Below are 17,452 nucleotides of genomic sequence, written 5' to 3'. Positions count from 1 at the left end.
AACTTCTCTTCTAAACTCCATTTCTTGTATTTCATATCTCAAATGTACTATTTGAAATTTAGAATATCACTCTGAACTTATAAGGGGCTAAAATACGGTAGTGGGGCTTTATGAATTGTAAATTTGAGATTTATTGTTGATATTCCACACTATTAGATTCTTATTTACTAAGAGTATTGCGTGATAACTGGAATGGAGACTATATTTATTTTGTCATAAAACCAATAATAGCAAGTACTGATGCAACGATTGCTAAGAACTGGATTGAACCAATAATATATATAGATTTAGATATTTTAGTCTCTACTTCGTATAAGTCTTTTTTGCTTACAAAATAATCTTTCTGTGAGTCAAATTTTGCATCAATAGTTTGCTCTATCCTAGAAACAAACTCACGTGCTTTGGATTTGTCTTTTATGAACTCTTGGGTTATTTCGAATAATTTTAAAATAATTTGTGATTTCATAACCTAGTTGTTTTATATAAAATTACAATTTTTTTCAATTGGTCACTACTACAATTTTATTTTGTGTGTTCAGTTAGATTTATTTGAAATTTATAATAGTGTCTCAGTTTAAAAAAGCTTTTAATTATAGTAGGTTGTAGTATTGGTATTAATTAATTCTTGGTTAAAATTAATTTTAGCGTTTGTCTTGTTTCTTTTGAGATTTTTCAATGGTTTGACCACTTAAATTAATCTTTAATTCGTTTTCATAATTAGCTCTATTTGCTATTCCTTTTTTGTCAATGAATTTATCTACTACTTCATTTAAACTGTATATTTTCATTCTCTTATTGTTTTTTGTTAAAATGTTGTTGTGGGCACGGAAAAAATTTCCGCGCTATCTGTATCGATAGTATTTGTGTATATCAGAGCGATCTGGTGTTTTTCCACAGCCTGACGGCGCACGGCTTGCAGATTTGGCGAACTTCGTAACCGATTATTTTTCGGCTAAGATAAAATTTATGCGAAAGATAAATGTGAATTTACCACATATGTCGCCCCTTTCTATTTTAGAGTCAATTCTGTTAATATTTGTTTAATGGGTAAATGTTTTGCATCTTGAATTTTCTTTGAGTGTTCTGTTACCAAGTCCATCCAATCAAACAATTTTGTTTTTTCTGTGGTTTTGGTTTCCCAATATTCTGAAAGTTCAAAAGCAGATGTTTGCATAATTGTTTCAACTATATTTGGAATATTATCAAACAAGTTTAAAAGTATTCTTGGCACTTTTTCATAAACCTTTTTGCCAATTATATAATCATTTTTACCACCTGCCGTAAATAAATCTCTAACATTTGGACAAACAACTGCTTCACGCGTTACTAACCAAATTGCAATTCTACCAAATTTATCACTTCTGTTTCCAAAGAGTTCAGGAAAATAAACCATAGATTTGTTTTTTAGTTCTTGTTTTTCTTTTAATGATAAATTGCTCCAAATTTGGATAACAATGTTACTCGGTTTACTATTGTTTTCAGCATCCATCCACCAAAGCTCTTCGCCTGGTTTTAGTTTGCTTTTGTAATAATCAACAATTGGTCTAATTGGATTTTCATTTTTTCGGAATGTGTCATAAGGTGTTTTGATTTTATCAAAAATTGTCTTGCCCTGTTCCAAATTCATATCTATCAAATAACGTGGAGAATGCGTTACTACAACTTCGGAAAGTACTTCTTCATAAGGACGACAACGAAATTCTATTGGACTTGCCAACTTTGCGAACAGCATAAAAATACGCTCAACGCTGTCAACTCTTGTTCCTTCAAAGACACTATTTCCTGTAGTCTTCCAATGGTTTTGAGTTGTGGTTTTAACCTCAATTCCATAATATTTTTTTGCTATAATATCAGGGAATTTTTGTCCGCCAATTAACTCAATTGAGTTTTCAAAAACAGTTCCTACGGCTAAATCTGTCATTACATCTCTAACATAGGGTTCAAGATTTCTGCCTAAAAGTGTTTCTATTTTTTTTGATGATTTTTTTGCGTGAATATTCAACTCGCTAATTGTAGAGCTGAGTAACATATCAAATTCACTTCTGTTGGGGTCTGAATTTACTGAAACTATCATTCTTACTGTTTAAAATATAAATCCCAAATATCTTCAATTCTTTTAGCTAAATTATATGCTAAAAGTGGTGGAACGGCGTTACCAATAATTTTATATGCTTGTGATGGACTAACCAAAAACGAACCTTTTCTACCGTTTTTGTTTTCAATAACAAAATCGTAATCAGGTGGAAAAGTTTGAATTAAAGCACATTCTCTTACTGTTAGTCGTCTTTCTTTCAATCCTTTGTTTAATTCACTTTCTATTTGACCGCCATTTTCTTTTGAAAGTCTTCTAAATTCAATGTTACCGTGATGTTCAGAACGAATTGTAGGTGATATACTTGGAAGTTTTATTTCAGTTTGTCCTTGGCAATGTTTACCCATGAATTTTGCTTTTGAGTAAAACCTTTGGGATAAATCCTCTGAATTTTCAGGTTCATCTAAATGTTTGAAAACATCTTTTAGCTGAACGAAATGTTTTAAATTTTCTCTTTCAATTGTGTAAGAATGAGTAGGTTTTGGATAAGGGTTATATTGTTCTGAAATAATTTCTTTTTCTAATTCGGCTAAAACCAATTTATTAAGTGCCGATTTTTTTATGCCGATAAATATCACTCTTTCTCTGGATTGTGGAACACCAAAATTTGCAGAGTGTAAAACTTGTGGGTCAAGAACAATATAGCCATTTCCGTTTGCTGATGAAAAATCTTTTTGAATAATTGATTTTACATCTCCAAGATTTACCAATCCTTTTACATTTTCTGCAATGAAAATTTTTGGTTGAGTAATTTCAATAACTTCTTTCATCCACATATAAAGTTGCCCACGAGTTTCAGCCGAAGCTGTCTCATTTTCTATGAGTTCTCCTTTGTGATTTTTGTGTGAAGTGAAACCATTTCGTTTTCCTGCAACACTAAAGTCCTGACAAGGAAAACCGCCCGTTACAACATCAACATCTTCAGGGAAAACATTTACACCATTTCGATACATTTTGACAAGGTCAACTATGCTATCTTTATAAAAATATTCTGCATTATGTCCTTTTTTTGAAAAATGATTTATCCAAGCATTTCTTGCATCTATTAATATATCGTTAGCAAAAACAGTTTTAAACTTTGTTTTTTTTAGTTTTATAAAACCGTTCTTTTCTTTTTTATCAATAAAATGTGGTGTTAGAATTTCATTGATTGATTGTTGTAAAACTGAAAAACCACCTTCAAAACCTAAATCCATTCCACCGCAACCTGAAAAAAGTGAAAGAACATTCAATGTTTCTTTATTTTCTTCTTTGGTTGTCCTTAATGTTGTTTTTGGATAATATAAAAAATCCAATTGCGGTTCTTCAACTACGCTTAATTCTCTTTCCATTATTTCTGTTCGCATAGTTTAGTTTTTTACAAGATTAGACTTTAAATATTTCACCTTTTGTTCAGCAACTTTTAAAACTTTGTTTGCAAAATCTTCTTCTGCGATTTCATAAGCAATTTTGTCGCTGATAAATTGAACTAATAAATCTTCTTTATCAAGTTTTAGAATTTCTGCAAGTTTTATTATATTATCTTTACTTGGTTTACGTTCGCTACGCTCAATTTTGCTTAAAATAGCTTGGTCAATGTCTAGATATGCTGCTACTTGTCGAAGTAGTAAACCTAAACTTTCTCTTTTTGCTCTGATTATTTGTCCGACTTTTTCCATATGAATAATTTTACTTGACAACATTTGTCAAATATAAGTTGTCATTTTGAATTGTGCAAATTTTGATTGTTAGATTTCATGTCGGATTTCTGCGATGTGGTTTTGGGGTGTCGCATAACTAATGTATAGGCGAAACAAATCTTCTTAATATACACCCATCTTATGGTAGATTGGCGAGGGTTAGTTTCGCTTTATTTTCCACTTTCAAATATATAAAACAAAACTTATAAATCACTTAAAGTCTTTTTGAAAAGATATCCAAAATCACCAATCTACATCCAACTCGTTTTCGCCCCAGCTAGTAGCGTCAGCCCCGACTGAAAAATGCTATTTTTTACGGGAGTTACAGAGTGAATACCAATTCTTTGTTTTTTTTCTACAAATAAAAGCGATTATTTAAAGGAGAAGCGTAGTCTTTGATTAGGATGACAATGGTGCTTTATTTATCGTTTAGTAATTTCTCGACTTCGATTTGTAAAACGGGTAAGTTTTTAATAACAATTCCCCAAATTACAGCATCGGAAACAGAATCATAACCGTGGATTATTCTGTTTCTTACGTCAACAATTTTCCGTGAGTTAGAAATTTCAATTTTAGGATCTTGCTTTAATATTCTGCTCATTGCTTCTCCAATAATTTCAATATTACGTTCAACTGCTCGTTTGGTTCTTAAATCATTTTGATAAATTTCAAACATTTTAGGGGTTTCAACATAATAACTTTCGATTTCATTTATGGAGCTTAAAATATCATAAAGCCAAGTCTTTAAATCGTTATCCATAAATAAGTTTTTTGTTTTGATTTAAGGTCTTTATGAAATATGGATTTCGCAGTGCTTTTTCCTCTAGTAAGTCAACATTTCTTTTGAAAATGTCTTCTAAAGAAAATTTTAAATTGTAATAATTGTCGCCATAATCAAGAACATCGATTGGTTGGAAATCAACAACTAAATCAACATCACTTTCAGAATTGAATTTGTCTGTAAGTACTGAACCAAAAGCATACAGAGATTTAACTTTATGTATTTTACATAAGTTAATTATCTCTTTGCTGTAATTCTGTATCAAATTCATGGTGTAAATATCTAACTTCAAAAATACGCAAAATATATTAGATTTTTTTATGTTCTGTTTTACTAAGGTGTTTGTAGCTTTTTGTTTTTGCAGGATTTTAAATTGCTTACTATTTTTTGTATTTAATTGGAATAGATAAACATCAATCAACATCCAACTCGCCCACGCCCCAGGTAGTAGCGGCAGCCCCGACTGAAAAAGGCTATTTTTTACGGGAGTTACAGAGCGACCGGAGGAAGCTCCTGTAACGATCTAGTAAAAAAAGCATTATGAAAGAGGGCTATAGCGAATAACTGGATTAGGCGCCTGAAAAACAAATTAATACGCTGTCTAATCCTAAAATATTTTCTCCAAGATTTTAAGTTAGATGCATATCCGTTCCTCTTAAATGTTCTTCAATTTCTTAAATGGTTTAAGGAAAATCTATGTTTCCTCTGAGAGTGAAACGCCTTCTTTTAGGTTCAATCAAAATTCTATGATTCTATGTGTTTCAAAAAAACCTCCAAATTTAATTTCCGTTTTTATAAACAGATTTCTATTAAAAATAAGATATTTGCAGAGATTTTAAATTTCGGTTTTGGAATATTCGTTTTTCGAAATCTAAATACCAAAATCCAACATCTTAAACTATTATAATGGCATCAAAACCAAGTATTCCTAAAGGAACCAGAGATTTTTCACCTGCTGAGGTGGCAAAAAGACAATACATCATACAAACAATAAAAACCAATTTTGAGAAATTTGGTTTTCAACCGATTGAAACGCCTTCATTCGAAAATTCGGAAACCCTGATGGGGAAATACGGAGAGGAAGGCGACCGCTTAATCTTTAAAATCCTGAATTCGGGAGATTATTTGGCGAAGGCCAATGCGGGACATTTAGAGGCAAAAGACAGTACAAAATTAACAGCAAGCATTTCTGAAAAAGCCTTGCGTTATGACTTAACCGTGCCTTTCGCTCGTTACGTGGTACAGCATCAAAACGAAATTGAATTCCCATTTAAAAGATACCAAATTCAGCCCGTTTGGCGTGCTGACCGTCCTCAAAAAGGTCGTTTTAGAGAATTTTTTCAATGTGATGCCGATGTTGTAGGTTCCAAATCGCTTTGGCAAGAAGTGGAATTGGTACAATTGTATGACGCTGTTTTTACCGATTTGGGATTGGCAGGTGCAACCGTAAAGATTAACAACCGCAAAATATTGTCTGGAATCGCTGAGGTAATTGGAGCTTCGGATAAGTTAATTGATTTTACTGTTGCCTTGGATAAGTTGGACAAAATAGGCGAAGACGGCGTAAAGAAAGAAATGATCGAAAAAGGTATTTCTGAAGACGCAATCTCCAAAGTGCAACCTTTGTTTACTTTCACCGGAACGATTACTGAGAAATTAGAGCAACTGGCACAATTATTAGCCGATTCGCAAGAAGGAATGAAAGGTGTTGAAGAACTGCGTTTTATTTGTGAAAACGTAATTCAGTTAGGGTTGTCAACGGCGGAATTGGACTTAGATGTAACCTTGGCTCGTGGACTGAATTATTATACAGGTGCTATTTTTGAAGTTTCGGCTCCCAAAGGTGTAGCCATGGGATCTATTGGTGGTGGTGGTCGATACGACGATTTAACTGGAATCTTTGGTTTGAAAAACATGAGCGGTGTCGGAATCTCGTTTGGACTAGACCGTATCTATTTGGTGGTGGAAGAACTGAATTTATTTCCACAAACGGTAACGGTTTCGACTAAAGCGTTGTTTATTAATTACGGCGAAAAAGAGTCTTTTTATGCGATGAACGCGATCAAACAATTGAGAGCAGCGGGAATTAAAGTGGAATTGTATCCAGATAACGCAAAAGTTGGGAAGCAATTTCAACATGCTGATAAACGTTTTATTCCTTATGCCGTAATCGCAGGCGAGGATGAAATGAGCCAAGGAAAGTATGCTCTCAAAAATTTGACAACAGGAGAACAGACTATGTTAGACCTAGAGGAATTGAAAGCGGCACTTATATAGAACGCTAATTTAAATAGATTTTTTCTTTTGTAGGGAAGTAGGTAACGTGGAAGATGGAACGCTGATAAAGCGGATTGGCTATCGCCAAAACGCTGATGAAAACGGATTTTTTCTTTTTTAGAGTAGTTGCTAATATTGGAGATTGAACGCTGATAAAACGGATTCGCTATCGCGAATAATATGATAAAAACGGATTTTTCAGTTGTAGATTAATGACTAACGTGGAAAATGGAACGCTGATAAAAATAGATTTTTAGATTTTGATAATCTGTTAGTTGGTCTAAATTAGAAATGGCACGCAGAATTTGCTGATTTCTGCAGATTACACCTAACTGATCTACTAAAATCAGCAAAATCTGCGTGATGTGTTTTTTTAGTACATACAGGGGAAGTCATATTTTGATTTATGCATTTGTATTAAATATGCAGGAATAGAGAAATTTAGTGTAATTGATTTTATAGACGAACAGCATTAGTGCGAATTCTTGAAATGGCTTCGCCTGTTCGCTGTCGCTCGGGTTGTGTCCAGAAAAATTGGTTCGTCCTCAAATAAATTCGTGTAATTCACTTTGCAGACAACAGCATTTGTGCAAATTCGTGAAATTTGTGTCCAAAATAATGGGTACATTGGCCAGTCATTAGTGTAATTCATTTTACAGCCAACAGCATTTGTACAAATTCGTGAAATTCGTGTCCAAAAATAATCGTAACATTCGTATCCATAAAAGATAGAATCAAAAACTATAACGCATAAAAAAAGCTTTGTTCTAGAAGACAAAGCTTTTTTTGATATTAAGTATGGTGAATTAATAATGTAAATACAAGATTGGAGATTCTTTGTTAAAAGAATATATTACAAACTTAAATAAAACAATTGATATAATTCTTAAAATTGTAATAAAATTTTAATTAATAATGAAAAAATAACAGTTCTTTTTGTGTTTATCAAAAATGTAACTGACAATTTGACGTTTAGAACGTTTTGGCAGTACTTTTGCTTTCCAAAAGAAAGTTCAAAATATGTTTAAGAATATTTTTAAAAATAAAGGTAATATGACTACTGAAAATACAGAAATCGATCAAAAAATAGAGGATGTGACATTGGATAACAATGCTACCGAGGAGCAAGTTCTTGCAGAAGAATTAACTGTTGAAGAACAATTAACAAGAGACTTAGCAAATGAAAAAGATAAATTTTTGAGATTATTTGCTGAATTTGAAAATTACAAGAGAAGAACAACAAAAGAGCGTATTGAATTGTTTAAAACAGCCAATGCTGATGTTGTTGGAGCTTTGTTACCCGTTTTGGATGATTTTGATAGAGCGATTATCGAAATTGCAAAAGCAGAAAATGAAGCCGTTTCTAAAGGGGTTGAATTAATTCATGAAAAATTAAAAAACACGCTAAACTCCAAAGGTTTAGAAGTAGTTGATGTAAAAGCAGGAGATGAATTCAATGCAGATTTTGCAGAGGCAATCACACAAATACCAGCACCTTCAGACGATTTGAAAGGTAAGATTGTGGATGTTCTTGAAAAAGGATACAAACTTGGAGATAGAATTATTCGTTTTCCTAAAGTTGTAATTGGGCAATAATTTAGGCGTATAGACGCTCTGCTTTAATTTTCAACAAAAAAGAATACAATGAAAAAAGATTTTTACGACATATTAGGAATTGCTAAAGGTGCAGATGCTGCAGCTATTAAGAAGGCCTACCGAAAAAAAGCCATTGAGTTTCATCCTGACAAAAACCCAGGAGACAAAACGGCAGAAGAAAAGTTCAAAGAAGCAGCAGAAGCTTACGAAGTATTAAGCGATCCTGCCAAAAAAGGTAAATACGATCAATATGGTCATCAAGCCTTTGATGGTTCTGGAGGTTTTGGCGGCGGTGGCGGTCATGGTGGTATGAACATGGACGATATTTTCAGTCAGTTTGGAGATATCTTTGGTGGTGGATTTGGCGGATTTGGTGGTGGCGGTTCTCGTGGCCCACAAAGAGTTAAAGGAAGTAATCTTCGTATCAAAGTCAAATTGACATTGGAAGAAATTGCCAATGGTGTGGAGAAAAAAGTAAAAGTAAAACGCAAGGTGCAAGCGCCAGGTGTAAGCTATAAAACATGTTCTACTTGTAACGGTCAAGGGCAGGTAATGCGTGTAACCAATACTATTTTGGGTCGCATGCAATCGGCTACTACTTGTCCTACTTGTGGAGGAGCTGGTCAGCAATTGGACAAAAAACCTTCTGAGGCTGATGGTCAAGGAATGATTTTGGAAGATGAAACCGTTTCTATCAAAATTCCAGCTGGTGTCGTTGATGGAATGCAATTAAAGGTATCTAGTAAAGGTAACGATGCGCCAGGGAATAGTGTGCCAGGAGATTTAATTGTTGCTATTGAAGAATTGGAACATGAATTTTTGAAACGAGAAGGTGAAAATTTACATTACGATCTATATATCAGTTTTCCAGAAGCAGTTTTGGGAGTTTCAAAAGATATTGAAGCTATAAATGGTAAAGTTCGTATCAAACTAGAAGACGGAATCCAATCGGGTAAAATTCTTCGTTTGAAAGGGAAAGGTATTCCAAATATCAATGGTTATGGTAGTGGAGATTTGTTGGTACATGTAAATGTTTGGACTCCAAAAGAGTTGAGCAAAGACCAAAAACAATTTTTCGAGAAAAATCTAACAGACGATCATTTTATTCCGAATCCTGAAAAATCAGATAAATCATTTTTTGAAAAAGTAAAAGATATGTTTTCGTAATTAGAAACGGAATCTATTTTCTTTAAAATATAAAACCCATCCTTTTTTTTAGTAAAGAGGATGGGTTTTTTAGGTTGTAAAACGAAGGATTTCGCTTCGATTTCTTTACTTTTACACAAATTCAAAAGAGAGAATGAGTAACTTACTTGAAGTCAACAAAGTTGTCAAGCAATACGGAGATTATACTGCTTTGAACGAAGTTTCGTTAAGCGTACCAAAAGGTAGTATTTATGGGCTTTTAGGGCCTAATGGTGCCGGAAAAACATCCTTAATTCGAATCATCAACCAAATTACATTGCCAGATAGTGGCGAGATTATACTTGATGGCGAAAAGCTACAGCCAAAACACATTCAGCACATTGGTTATTTACCCGAAGAAAGAGGTTTGTATCAAAGCATGAAAGTAGGTGAACAATGCTTGTACTTGGCACAAATGAAGGGATTGTCCAAAGCTGAAGCCAAAAAGCAATTGGACTATTGGTTTGATCGCCTCGAAATTCAAGGTTGGTGGAACAAAAAAATTCAAGAATTATCCAAAGGGATGGCGCAGAAAATTCAGTTTGTGGTTTGCGTCTTGCACCAGCCAAAATTGTTGATCTTGGATGAACCTTTCTCTGGATTTGACCCTGTAAATGCTAACATCATCAAAGACGAAATATTAGCATTGAAACAAAAAGGAACTACCATTTTGTTTTCGACCCATCGCATGGAGAGCGTCGAAGAGCTTTGTGATGAAATTGCCCTAATTCACGAATCCAATAAATTAATAGAAGGGAAATTGAACGATGTTAAACGACAATTTCGTACCAACAGTTACGAAGTGGGAATTTTAAGTTCTGATGTTGAGGGTTTAATGTTTGCCATCACTCAAAAATTTACGGTTGGTCCTGCACATTTCAAATCTTTGAACAACGAGTTAAAGTTGGAGATACATATTGGGGATGCAACACCAAACGAGTTGCTGAATATCTTGGTCCAAAAAGGGCAAGTCACCCATTTTGTAGAAAAAATTCCGTCTGTTAATGATATTTTTATTCAAACAGTTAGTTAGTATTCATACAAAATTCGATTTTAGGTTATGGAACTAAAAAAACCTTAATCCTCAATCCTTAATTATAAATCATAATGAGCATCATTTCATTAATTATTAAAAGAGAATTTATTTCCAAAGTACGCAATAAGTCTTTTGTTGTAATGACTTTTTTAAGCCCGTTGTTGTTTGTAGCTATCACGGTTTTTATCAGCTATTTAAGCTCGATGAAATCAGATACCAAACGCATCGCCATTCACGACCCTTCAGGTATTTTTGTAAAAGAATTAATAGTGCAAAATAAAAAGGAAGCCGAATACAAGTATGTCGATTTATCGCCCATAGAGGTTCAATATCTCAAAGACAGCATTACCAATCAAAGTTACGAAGGATTATTATTGATCCCCAATACAACAGACCCTACTGCCTTAGAAAACAAAATTCAGTTAATAGCCAATACGAGTCCTAGTATTTCTTTTATCGAAAACATTCAAGACGTGATTGGCAAAAAAATCACTCAACTGAACCTAGAAAAAGCCCACATAGATACACTGGCAATCAAGAAAGCCGAATCGCATGTGGTGCTTAATTTGGCCAAAACATCTGGAGAAGAAACCATACAAGGTCTTAACGAAATTAAGATTTTTATAGGAGGAGCTTTTGGATATTTAATCATGATGTTTATTATCATGTACGGGAACATGGTCATGCGCTCGGTGATTGAAGAAAAAACGAATCGCATTATCGAAATTATTATTTCATCAGTAAAGCCATTTCAATTGATGATTGGCAAAATCATCGGGACATCCTTGGCTGGTATTTTGCAATTTTTAATCTGGGCTATCCTAGGATTGTCAATTATGACTTTTGCCTCCTATTTTTTAGGCGTTAATGTAGGGCCAACCGCTAGATTAACCCCAGAAATAATGACAGTAGAACAAACCCAAATGATGAGCACTGTTCAAATGTACATCAAAGAATTATGGAACTTACCCATAGCATCAATCTTACTTGGATTTATTGTGTATTTTATTGGAGGATACTTTTTGTACAGTTCCTTTTATGCCGCCATTGGAGCAGCAGTAGACAATCAAACTGACTCACAACAGTTTCTTCTGCCAATCATCATGCCGCTAATGTTGAGCGTCTATATTGGCTTTTTTAGCGTAGTACATGATCCACACGGAACCATAGCAGTGGTTTTTTCAATGATTCCACTCACATCGCCCATTGTCATGCTCATGCGAATTCCGTTTGGCGTACCTTTGTGGCAAATCATTATATCAGTGACGATTTTATTTGGAACTTTTTTTGGTGTAGTTTGGTTTGCTGCCAAGATTTATAGAGTAGGAATTTTGATGTACGGAAAAAAACCAAGCTGGAAAGAATTGTACCGCTGGTTGAAGTATGCGGGTTAAGGAAGTTAACGGTTATCAGTTTGGAGTTATAGGTTATGAGTTTGTAGTAAACAACGTTAAGCCAAAAGCCAACACCCAACAGCTAAAAATAATGTTCAGTAGCGAATGGCTTGGTTATTGTCAGTAATTAAAGTTCCTGCTTTCGCCTTTATCTCTCCGCTACGCTACGAGGATATCGGCTCAATCAGGGCTAAAGAGTGAATTTTAAGGTTTTTTTGCCTATACAGTCATTTTTAAACACAAAAATAGAAACCCAGGAGAAAAGCCAACAGCCAACAACTAAGTGCCAACAGCCTTTTAAAAATAAACAGATGCCAAAAATATTAATTATTGAAGACGAAGCTGCTATTCGAAGAGTATTAACCAAAATACTTTCAGAAGAAAACGACACCTACGAAGTGGAAGAAGCGGAGGATGGATCTATTGGTTTCGAAAAAATAAAAAACAACGATTACGACTTAGTGCTATGTGATATCAAAATGCCAAAAATGGATGGTGTTGAGGTTCTTGAAGCAGTCAAAAAAATTAAACCAGAAATTCCGATGGTCATGATATCAGGTCATGGCGATATGGAAACCGCTATCAATACGATGCGTTTGGGCGCTTTTGATTATATTTCAAAACCACCCGATTTGAATCGTTTGCTTAATACGGTAAGAAATGCATTAGACAGAAAACAACTGGTTGTCGAAAATAAAATTCTAAAGAAAAAAGTTTCCAAAAATTACCAAATGATTGGCGAAAGCCAAGCCATCGATTTAATCAAAATAATGATTGATAAAGTGGCACCTACAGAAGCCAGAGTGCTGATTACAGGATCAAATGGTACAGGAAAAGAATTGGTTGCACATCAATTACACGAGAAAAGTGATCGTGCTAATTTTCCATTAATCGAAGTGAATTGTGCCGCCATCCCATCAGAATTAATAGAAAGTGAATTATTTGGTCACGTAAAAGGAGCCTTTACCTCTGCCGTAAAAGACCGTGCGGGAAAATTTGAAGCCGCAGACAAAGGAACCATTTTCTTGGATGAAATTGGTGACATGAGTCTATCGGCTCAAGCCAAAGTCTTACGTGCTTTGCAAGAAAATATGATTACGCGAGTAGGTGCAGACAAGGATATCAAAGTAGATGTTCGAGTAGTTGCAGCTACCAACAAAGATCTAAAAGTAGAAATTGCCGAAGGCCGCTTTAGAGAGGATTTGTACCACCGATTGGCTGTTATTTTAATTAAAGTACCATCTTTAAATGACAGACGTGAAGATATTCCACTTTTGATTACGCACTTTGCCAATAAAATAGCATCTGAACAAGGAACAGCAGTAAAGAAATTTTCGGTCAAAGCAGTGAATTTATTACAAGCTTATGATTGGACTGGAAATATTAGAGAATTGCGAAACGTAATCGAGCGATTGATTATACTTGGTGGAATAGAAATATCAGAAGAAGATGTGAAGCTTTTTGCTTCAAAGTAGGTTTTGAAATATAAATAAGTTCTAATTTTAGTACCTTTTATGTTTTGCGTGAGGGATTATAGTGGAGCTCTTTTTTTATCCCGTTTTTTTTACGGGATAAAAAAAAGCGGGAACGGAAAGCCCGACCCGACCTTGCGAGGAGTTTCGACGAAGCAATTTGGAGGGTCACGCCCAAATGTATAAGTAGCTATTTATAGAATTAAGATTGAGTATTGAGTATAGAATTGATTTAGATAAAAGTGGTAGGTGGAATTATAAAAGAGGTGGATGTGAAAACAACTAGTCTTTTTTAGTAAAATCCTTAGTCCTAATTCTAAAATCCTAAATAAAAAGATGAAATTAAAAAAATTAAACGAAGGACTTCAGCAATCACTTATTGATTGTGGATTGACTCAAGCAAATGATTTGCAAAAAGAAACATTTTCAACCATTAAAAGTGGGGCAGATTGTTTGATTTTGGCACCAGCTGGTTCAGGTAAAACAACAACTATTGTTTTAAATGTGATTCAGCAACTGGTCAAAGAAGGAGAACAATCTCCAAGAGCTTTGATTGTGGTACAAGACAAAGAAAAGGTAGTCGAAATGCTAGGAATATTTGAAAAACTAGGAGCACATACCGATTTGACAGTTTATGGTACACACGACAAAGGGGATACCGATTATGACAAAAATTATATCTCGGGTGGAGTGGATGTTTTGGTAGGTACACCGCATAAATTAAGCGAAATGTTGAGTACTGCAGGATATAATGTGAACCGTTTGAAAATGTTTATCGTAGATGATGCAGATCCAATGTTGAAATTACGTCACGAAACAAAAATCGCACGTATTTCAAGTAGTATTGCCAAAACTCAAAGAATCATCTTTGCAACCGAAATGACGGAACGTATAGAATCATTAGCAGATAAAATATTGGTTGAGCCTGTTGAATTTGAATTTGACGAGTATGAAGAAGAGAGTGAAGAAGAGAGTGAAGAAGAAGAGAACATAGAAGAAGAGAAATAATTGATTTTTTATTTGAGGGTATTTTAAAAACTCTTAAATTTTAACTATTGTATTTTTGGTATATTTTGTTTTTTTTAGTTTACAGTGATAGCGTACGAATGATTCAATAAAATTATAATTATATTTTCATGCTAAAGAAGATTAATTGATTCCTGATGAAAATTCAGTTAGGTTAAGTACTTTTCGTAATTGGGGTGTTTTTGTATTTGGTTTATAAACCAAAGTTAGGTGGAGAAGAATGAGAATGAAAGTTTTCATGAAGAGGTGATAATAATATTGCAGTAAATAATATAATTTAAAATATAGAAATTATGGGATTAATGAAAGTGTTTTCGGGAAGTGAAATATTAGCTTTGGCTTTAAAAGAAAAAATTGAGGCAATAGGTATTGATGTTGTGATGAAAGACAATATTCAGTCGGCTCGATTGGCTGGTTTTGGAAGTTACGGTCAAGCAGTTGAATTGTTTGTTCAAGAAACAGAATATGGTAAAGTACATCCAGTAATTGAGGAATTTCGATTGAGTATTTAACAGTTTGTCGTATCAGCACAGTCGAGATACCTTTGATACAATGAAGTTACTCTAATGAAAGAGGCTCGGCTGCACTCGATTTGACAGCTGCTTTAGTTGGACTATTCAAAATTAGTTTTCAGATTTAGCGCTATCGCGAGGTGAAAAATAAATTAATCCTATTATAATAAAATATGAAATACAAAATGCTGGTTTTAGACATGGATGATACCTTGTTGAATGATGACCATATTATTTCAAAAGAGAATAAAGAGATGATTACCAAAGCGCAAGAATTGGGTGTATATGTGATTCTTGCATCTGGGCGTCCAACTCCTGCAATGCTTGATTATGCTAAGGATTTGAATATGGAGAATTCTTTTATGATTTCGTATAACGGAGCAGTGATTACTGATTTAAAAACGAACGAAATTGTATTTGAACAAAGTCTTACACAGGAGCAAATACATACGTTATATGATTACAGTCAAAAAAGTAAAACACATATAATTACTTATTTGGATGGGCAGGTAGTGAGCGAAACAAATTCTGAATATATTGATGTGGAGCTGAACATTACGGGATTGAAACACAATGTTGTTCCTGATTTTAAAAAGGCGGTATACAAGTCGGCTATAAAATGTATTTTGCTCGAAGAGCCTTCGTACTTAAAAAAGGTCGAAAAAGACTTGAAAGCAACCATGCCTCATTTGAGTATTTGCATGTCGAAACCTTTTTTCCTAGAAGTTGCCCAAACCGGAATCGATAAGGCGTACAGCATTAAAATTTTGGCAGAAAAATTAAATATTCAACAAAGTGAAATCATAGCCGTAGGGAATGCAGGAAATGATTTAACGATGGTAGAATATGCAGGGTTAGGTGTTTGGGTTGATAATGTAGAGCCTGAATTAAGAGATAGAGCCAATGTGGTTGTGGCATCAAATAATAATCACGGAGTTGCTGAGGTTATCGAGAAGTATATTTTGGGGTAGATTTTAGATGTTATGAAGGAATCCATAGTAGTTTTAAGGAAGCTAGGCTTTGAACTTATTCTGTAGACTCCATCGCTCTTTCAGGATGTTAATATCCTACAAAATTAACTATAAAAGGTCATTAAAGTTGATAGAGTTTTTTGATTTTGGTAATATGAGAAGATATTTTTTTGATAAGTATGAAAATGGTAGACTATCGAGGATTTGTTACTCTAGTAATTGCTTTTGATATTTCTAAGAAATTCGTTGGTTTAATTATGATATGATATATATCTGATTTTATATTTCGAGATTTTAATGCATCCTCAATTTTATTATTACCTGTAAGAATTATGATTTTTTTATTAATTAAGTTACTAATTTCATCTAACTTTTTTATAAGACCAAAACCATCTAGTTCACTTTTAGTAGATAAGTCAATATCAATAAAAATCACACTAAACTGATCAATAAGTAGCAAATTTGCTAATTGTGAGGATGGGTAAACATGAACATCTAGTTCGTTATTGAAATCTACTAAATTTGCGGTTTCAAATGATCCTTTTACAGATTCATATTCATTCTCAAATACTGCTATTTTCATTCTTAAAGGTTTTTAATATTAGAGTTAATGTTAATAATTTATCTAATTTGTTGTGAGTCATTGTAATAGGAATATTCATATCTTCTAACGTGGATTTTAAAATAAATAATCCATGTGTCGTCCTCTTCATTATTTCATTTCGATCAGTTGAGGTTAAATCAGATATTAAATTTTCTATATTATTATTGTCTAATTTATGATTATTTATGAATTTTATATTTAAATGTTCGTTATCAATTATAAAATGAATATCAACAAAATCATTTTTATATTTATAAATATTATTAAGCCAATCAGATAATACTAGTTCAAAACCTTCTTCATTAATTTTTACAAATAATTTTTTATCTAAATTTTTTATGGATGTGCTAACTATCAGTTGTGGAAAAAAGCAGGATACGTTTTGTTTTAAAATCGTGAACATTCTTGCTATAGATATATCTGATAGGGTATTATAAACGAAAGGGTTTTTACTCTTTTCCAACATGTCATCAGCTCTGATTGAAATGTTTTTCAATTCTATTTTTGCTCTCTCATTTTCCTTTAGTATTAGTCTTCTGAAATCTTCAGATTTTTCTTCAGGAACTTTATCTAAGAATTCGATCTGTTTTACTAAGTTAGATATTGGCCCAAGTCTATTTCTTACAAAATGCATGGTCTTATTAGCTCGATTTACATATTGACTTCTATCTGATAATTTTGAAACTTCTTCAGTTTTTAATTCTTGTAATTTTTTTTCATTCAACAAAATTCTGGCTCTTCGCTTAAAATAGTGGAATTGCATTTTTAGGCATTTCCTAAATAATACACCATTTTTATGAAATTTCCTGAATTTCTATAACCTCTTG

The 17,452-nt window shown here is 33.4% G+C and carries 18 protein-coding genes; 9 read left to right on the top strand and 9 right to left on the bottom strand.

All coding sequences use genetic code 11. The features are described from left to right. Nucleotides 1–205 precede the first annotated feature (205 nt). The 7 genes from M2326_RS16670 to M2326_RS16640 form a co-directional block, all read right to left on the bottom strand. Nucleotides 206–466, bottom strand: coding sequence for a hypothetical protein (locus tag M2326_RS16670; protein ID WP_264620680.1), 261 nt, complete (start codon nucleotides 464–466; stop codon nucleotides 206–208). Between the two features lie 175 nt (nucleotides 467–641). Next, nucleotides 642–788 carry a hypothetical protein gene (locus tag M2326_RS16665; RefSeq protein WP_264620679.1) on the bottom strand — a complete coding sequence of 49 codons (147 nt, stop codon included), beginning with the start codon at nucleotides 786–788 and terminating at the stop codon, nucleotides 642–644. A 221-nt stretch (nucleotides 789–1,009) separates the two neighbouring features. Further along, complete coding sequence (locus tag M2326_RS16660; RefSeq protein ID WP_264620678.1) at nucleotides 1,010–2,074, bottom strand: hypothetical protein; 1,065 nt, start codon at nucleotides 2,072–2,074, stop codon at nucleotides 1,010–1,012. A 2-nt stretch (nucleotides 2,075–2,076) separates the two neighbouring features. Then, nucleotides 2,077–3,438 carry a DNA cytosine methyltransferase gene (locus tag M2326_RS16655; protein WP_264620677.1) on the bottom strand — a complete coding sequence of 454 codons (1,362 nt, stop codon included), beginning with the start codon at nucleotides 3,436–3,438 and terminating at the stop codon, nucleotides 2,077–2,079. A 3-nt stretch (nucleotides 3,439–3,441) separates the two neighbouring features. After that, a complete protein-coding gene (locus M2326_RS16650) occupies nucleotides 3,442–3,750 on the bottom strand; it encodes a helix-turn-helix domain-containing protein (protein WP_264620676.1) in 309 nt (102 codons plus the stop codon). Nucleotides 3,751–4,189: 439 nt separating this feature from the next. After that, on the bottom strand, nucleotides 4,190–4,531 hold the full coding sequence (locus M2326_RS16645; RefSeq protein ID WP_264620675.1) for a HepT-like ribonuclease domain-containing protein: 342 nt from the start codon (nucleotides 4,529–4,531) through the stop codon (nucleotides 4,190–4,192). Beyond that, nucleotides 4,524–4,823, bottom strand: coding sequence for a nucleotidyltransferase family protein (locus M2326_RS16640; protein ID WP_264620674.1), 300 nt, complete (start codon nucleotides 4,821–4,823; stop codon nucleotides 4,524–4,526). Before M2326_RS16640 ends, M2326_RS16645 begins: the two co-directional genes overlap by 8 nt. A 635-nt stretch (nucleotides 4,824–5,458) precedes the next feature. Here M2326_RS16640 and hisS point away from each other — a divergent pair. The 9 genes from hisS (at nucleotide 5,459) to M2326_RS16595 (ending at nucleotide 16,021) form a co-directional block, all read left to right on the top strand. Beyond that, the gene (hisS, locus tag M2326_RS16635) at nucleotides 5,459–6,829 is read left to right on the top strand and encodes a histidine--tRNA ligase (RefSeq protein WP_264620673.1); all 1,371 of its coding nucleotides are present in this window, start codon (nucleotides 5,459–5,461) and stop codon (nucleotides 6,827–6,829) included. Between the two features lie 1,053 nt (nucleotides 6,830–7,882). After that, nucleotides 7,883–8,425, top strand: coding sequence for a nucleotide exchange factor GrpE (locus M2326_RS16630; protein ID WP_413603278.1), 543 nt, complete (start codon nucleotides 7,883–7,885; stop codon nucleotides 8,423–8,425). A 48-nt stretch (nucleotides 8,426–8,473) separates the two neighbouring features. Beyond that, a complete protein-coding gene (gene dnaJ, locus M2326_RS16625; RefSeq protein ID WP_264620671.1) occupies nucleotides 8,474–9,592 on the top strand; it encodes a molecular chaperone DnaJ in 1,119 nt (372 codons plus the stop codon). A 133-nt stretch (nucleotides 9,593–9,725) separates the two neighbouring features. After that, the gene (locus tag M2326_RS16620; protein WP_264620670.1) at nucleotides 9,726–10,643 is read left to right on the top strand and encodes an ABC transporter ATP-binding protein; all 918 of its coding nucleotides are present in this window, start codon (nucleotides 9,726–9,728) and stop codon (nucleotides 10,641–10,643) included. A gap of 74 nt (nucleotides 10,644–10,717) precedes the next feature. Beyond that, a complete protein-coding gene (locus tag M2326_RS16615; protein WP_264620669.1) occupies nucleotides 10,718–12,040 on the top strand; it encodes an ABC transporter permease in 1,323 nt (440 codons plus the stop codon). A gap of 311 nt (nucleotides 12,041–12,351) precedes the next feature. Next, nucleotides 12,352–13,515, top strand: a complete 1,164-nt coding sequence (locus M2326_RS16610) for a sigma-54-dependent transcriptional regulator (RefSeq protein WP_264620668.1) — start codon at nucleotides 12,352–12,354, stop codon at nucleotides 13,513–13,515. 333 nt (nucleotides 13,516–13,848) lie between these two features. Beyond that, a complete protein-coding gene (locus tag M2326_RS16605) occupies nucleotides 13,849–14,520 on the top strand; it encodes a DEAD/DEAH box helicase (protein WP_264620667.1) in 672 nt (223 codons plus the stop codon). 311 nt (nucleotides 14,521–14,831) lie between these two features. Further along, nucleotides 14,832–15,050: a DUF2007 domain-containing protein gene (locus M2326_RS16600; RefSeq protein ID WP_264620666.1), complete on the top strand. Its 219-nt coding sequence runs from the start codon at nucleotides 14,832–14,834 to the stop codon at nucleotides 15,048–15,050. A 173-nt stretch (nucleotides 15,051–15,223) separates the two neighbouring features. Then, nucleotides 15,224–16,021, top strand: coding sequence for a Cof-type HAD-IIB family hydrolase (locus M2326_RS16595; protein WP_264620665.1), 798 nt, complete (start codon nucleotides 15,224–15,226; stop codon nucleotides 16,019–16,021). Nucleotides 16,022–16,214: 193 nt separating this feature from the next. On the opposite strand, the gene M2326_RS16590 is transcribed toward M2326_RS16595, so the two are convergent. Together M2326_RS16590 and M2326_RS16585 are read right to left on the bottom strand one after the other, a co-directional pair. Continuing rightward, a complete protein-coding gene (locus M2326_RS16590) occupies nucleotides 16,215–16,604 on the bottom strand; it encodes a response regulator (protein WP_264620664.1) in 390 nt (129 codons plus the stop codon). Further along, nucleotides 16,585–17,388: a hypothetical protein gene (locus tag M2326_RS16585; RefSeq protein WP_264620663.1), complete on the bottom strand. Its 804-nt coding sequence runs from the start codon at nucleotides 17,386–17,388 to the stop codon at nucleotides 16,585–16,587. The genes M2326_RS16590 and M2326_RS16585 overlap by 20 nt, the downstream gene beginning before the upstream one ends. Nucleotides 17,389–17,452: the final 64 nt, after the last annotated feature.

The sequence above is a fragment of the Flavobacterium psychraerolatum genome, assembly GCF_025960985.1.
In the GTDB taxonomy this organism is placed as follows: domain Bacteria; phylum Bacteroidota; class Bacteroidia; order Flavobacteriales; family Flavobacteriaceae; genus Flavobacterium.
Note: the sequence above shows the minus strand (reverse complement) of the source record. Positions and strands in the feature narration are given on the sequence as shown.

Bases quoted from the DNA above. Each gene is read 5' to 3' on its own strand.
- M2326_RS16670 (WP_264620680.1), bottom strand. From the start codon at position 466: ATGAAATCACAAATTATTTTAAAATTATTCGAAATAACCCAAGAGTTC.
- M2326_RS16665 (WP_264620679.1), bottom strand. From the start codon at position 788: ATGAAAATATACAGTTTAAATGAAGTAGTAGATAAATTCATTGACAAA.
- M2326_RS16660 (WP_264620678.1), bottom strand. From the start codon at position 2,074: ATGATAGTTTCAGTAAATTCAGACCCCAACAGAAGTGAATTTGATATG.
- M2326_RS16655 (WP_264620677.1), bottom strand. From the start codon at position 3,438: ATGCGAACAGAAATAATGGAAAGAGAATTAAGCGTAGTTGAAGAACCG.
- M2326_RS16650 (WP_264620676.1), bottom strand. From the start codon at position 3,750: ATGGAAAAAGTCGGACAAATAATCAGAGCAAAAAGAGAAAGTTTAGGT.
- M2326_RS16645 (WP_264620675.1), bottom strand. From the start codon at position 4,531: ATGGATAACGATTTAAAGACTTGGCTTTATGATATTTTAAGCTCCATA.
- M2326_RS16640 (WP_264620674.1), bottom strand. From the start codon at position 4,823: ATGAATTTGATACAGAATTACAGCAAAGAGATAATTAACTTATGTAAA.
- hisS (WP_264620673.1), top strand. From the start codon at position 5,459: ATGGCATCAAAACCAAGTATTCCTAAAGGAACCAGAGATTTTTCACCT.
- M2326_RS16630 (WP_413603278.1), top strand. From the start codon at position 7,883: ATGACTACTGAAAATACAGAAATCGATCAAAAAATAGAGGATGTGACA.
- dnaJ (WP_264620671.1), top strand. From the start codon at position 8,474: ATGAAAAAAGATTTTTACGACATATTAGGAATTGCTAAAGGTGCAGAT.
- M2326_RS16620 (WP_264620670.1), top strand. From the start codon at position 9,726: ATGAGTAACTTACTTGAAGTCAACAAAGTTGTCAAGCAATACGGAGAT.
- M2326_RS16615 (WP_264620669.1), top strand. From the start codon at position 10,718: ATGAGCATCATTTCATTAATTATTAAAAGAGAATTTATTTCCAAAGTA.
- M2326_RS16610 (WP_264620668.1), top strand. From the start codon at position 12,352: ATGCCAAAAATATTAATTATTGAAGACGAAGCTGCTATTCGAAGAGTA.
- M2326_RS16605 (WP_264620667.1), top strand. From the start codon at position 13,849: ATGAAATTAAAAAAATTAAACGAAGGACTTCAGCAATCACTTATTGAT.
- M2326_RS16600 (WP_264620666.1), top strand. From the start codon at position 14,832: ATGGGATTAATGAAAGTGTTTTCGGGAAGTGAAATATTAGCTTTGGCT.
- M2326_RS16595 (WP_264620665.1), top strand. From the start codon at position 15,224: ATGAAATACAAAATGCTGGTTTTAGACATGGATGATACCTTGTTGAAT.
- M2326_RS16590 (WP_264620664.1), bottom strand. From the start codon at position 16,604: ATGAAAATAGCAGTATTTGAGAATGAATATGAATCTGTAAAAGGATCA.
- M2326_RS16585 (WP_264620663.1), bottom strand. From the start codon at position 17,388: ATGCAATTCCACTATTTTAAGCGAAGAGCCAGAATTTTGTTGAATGAA.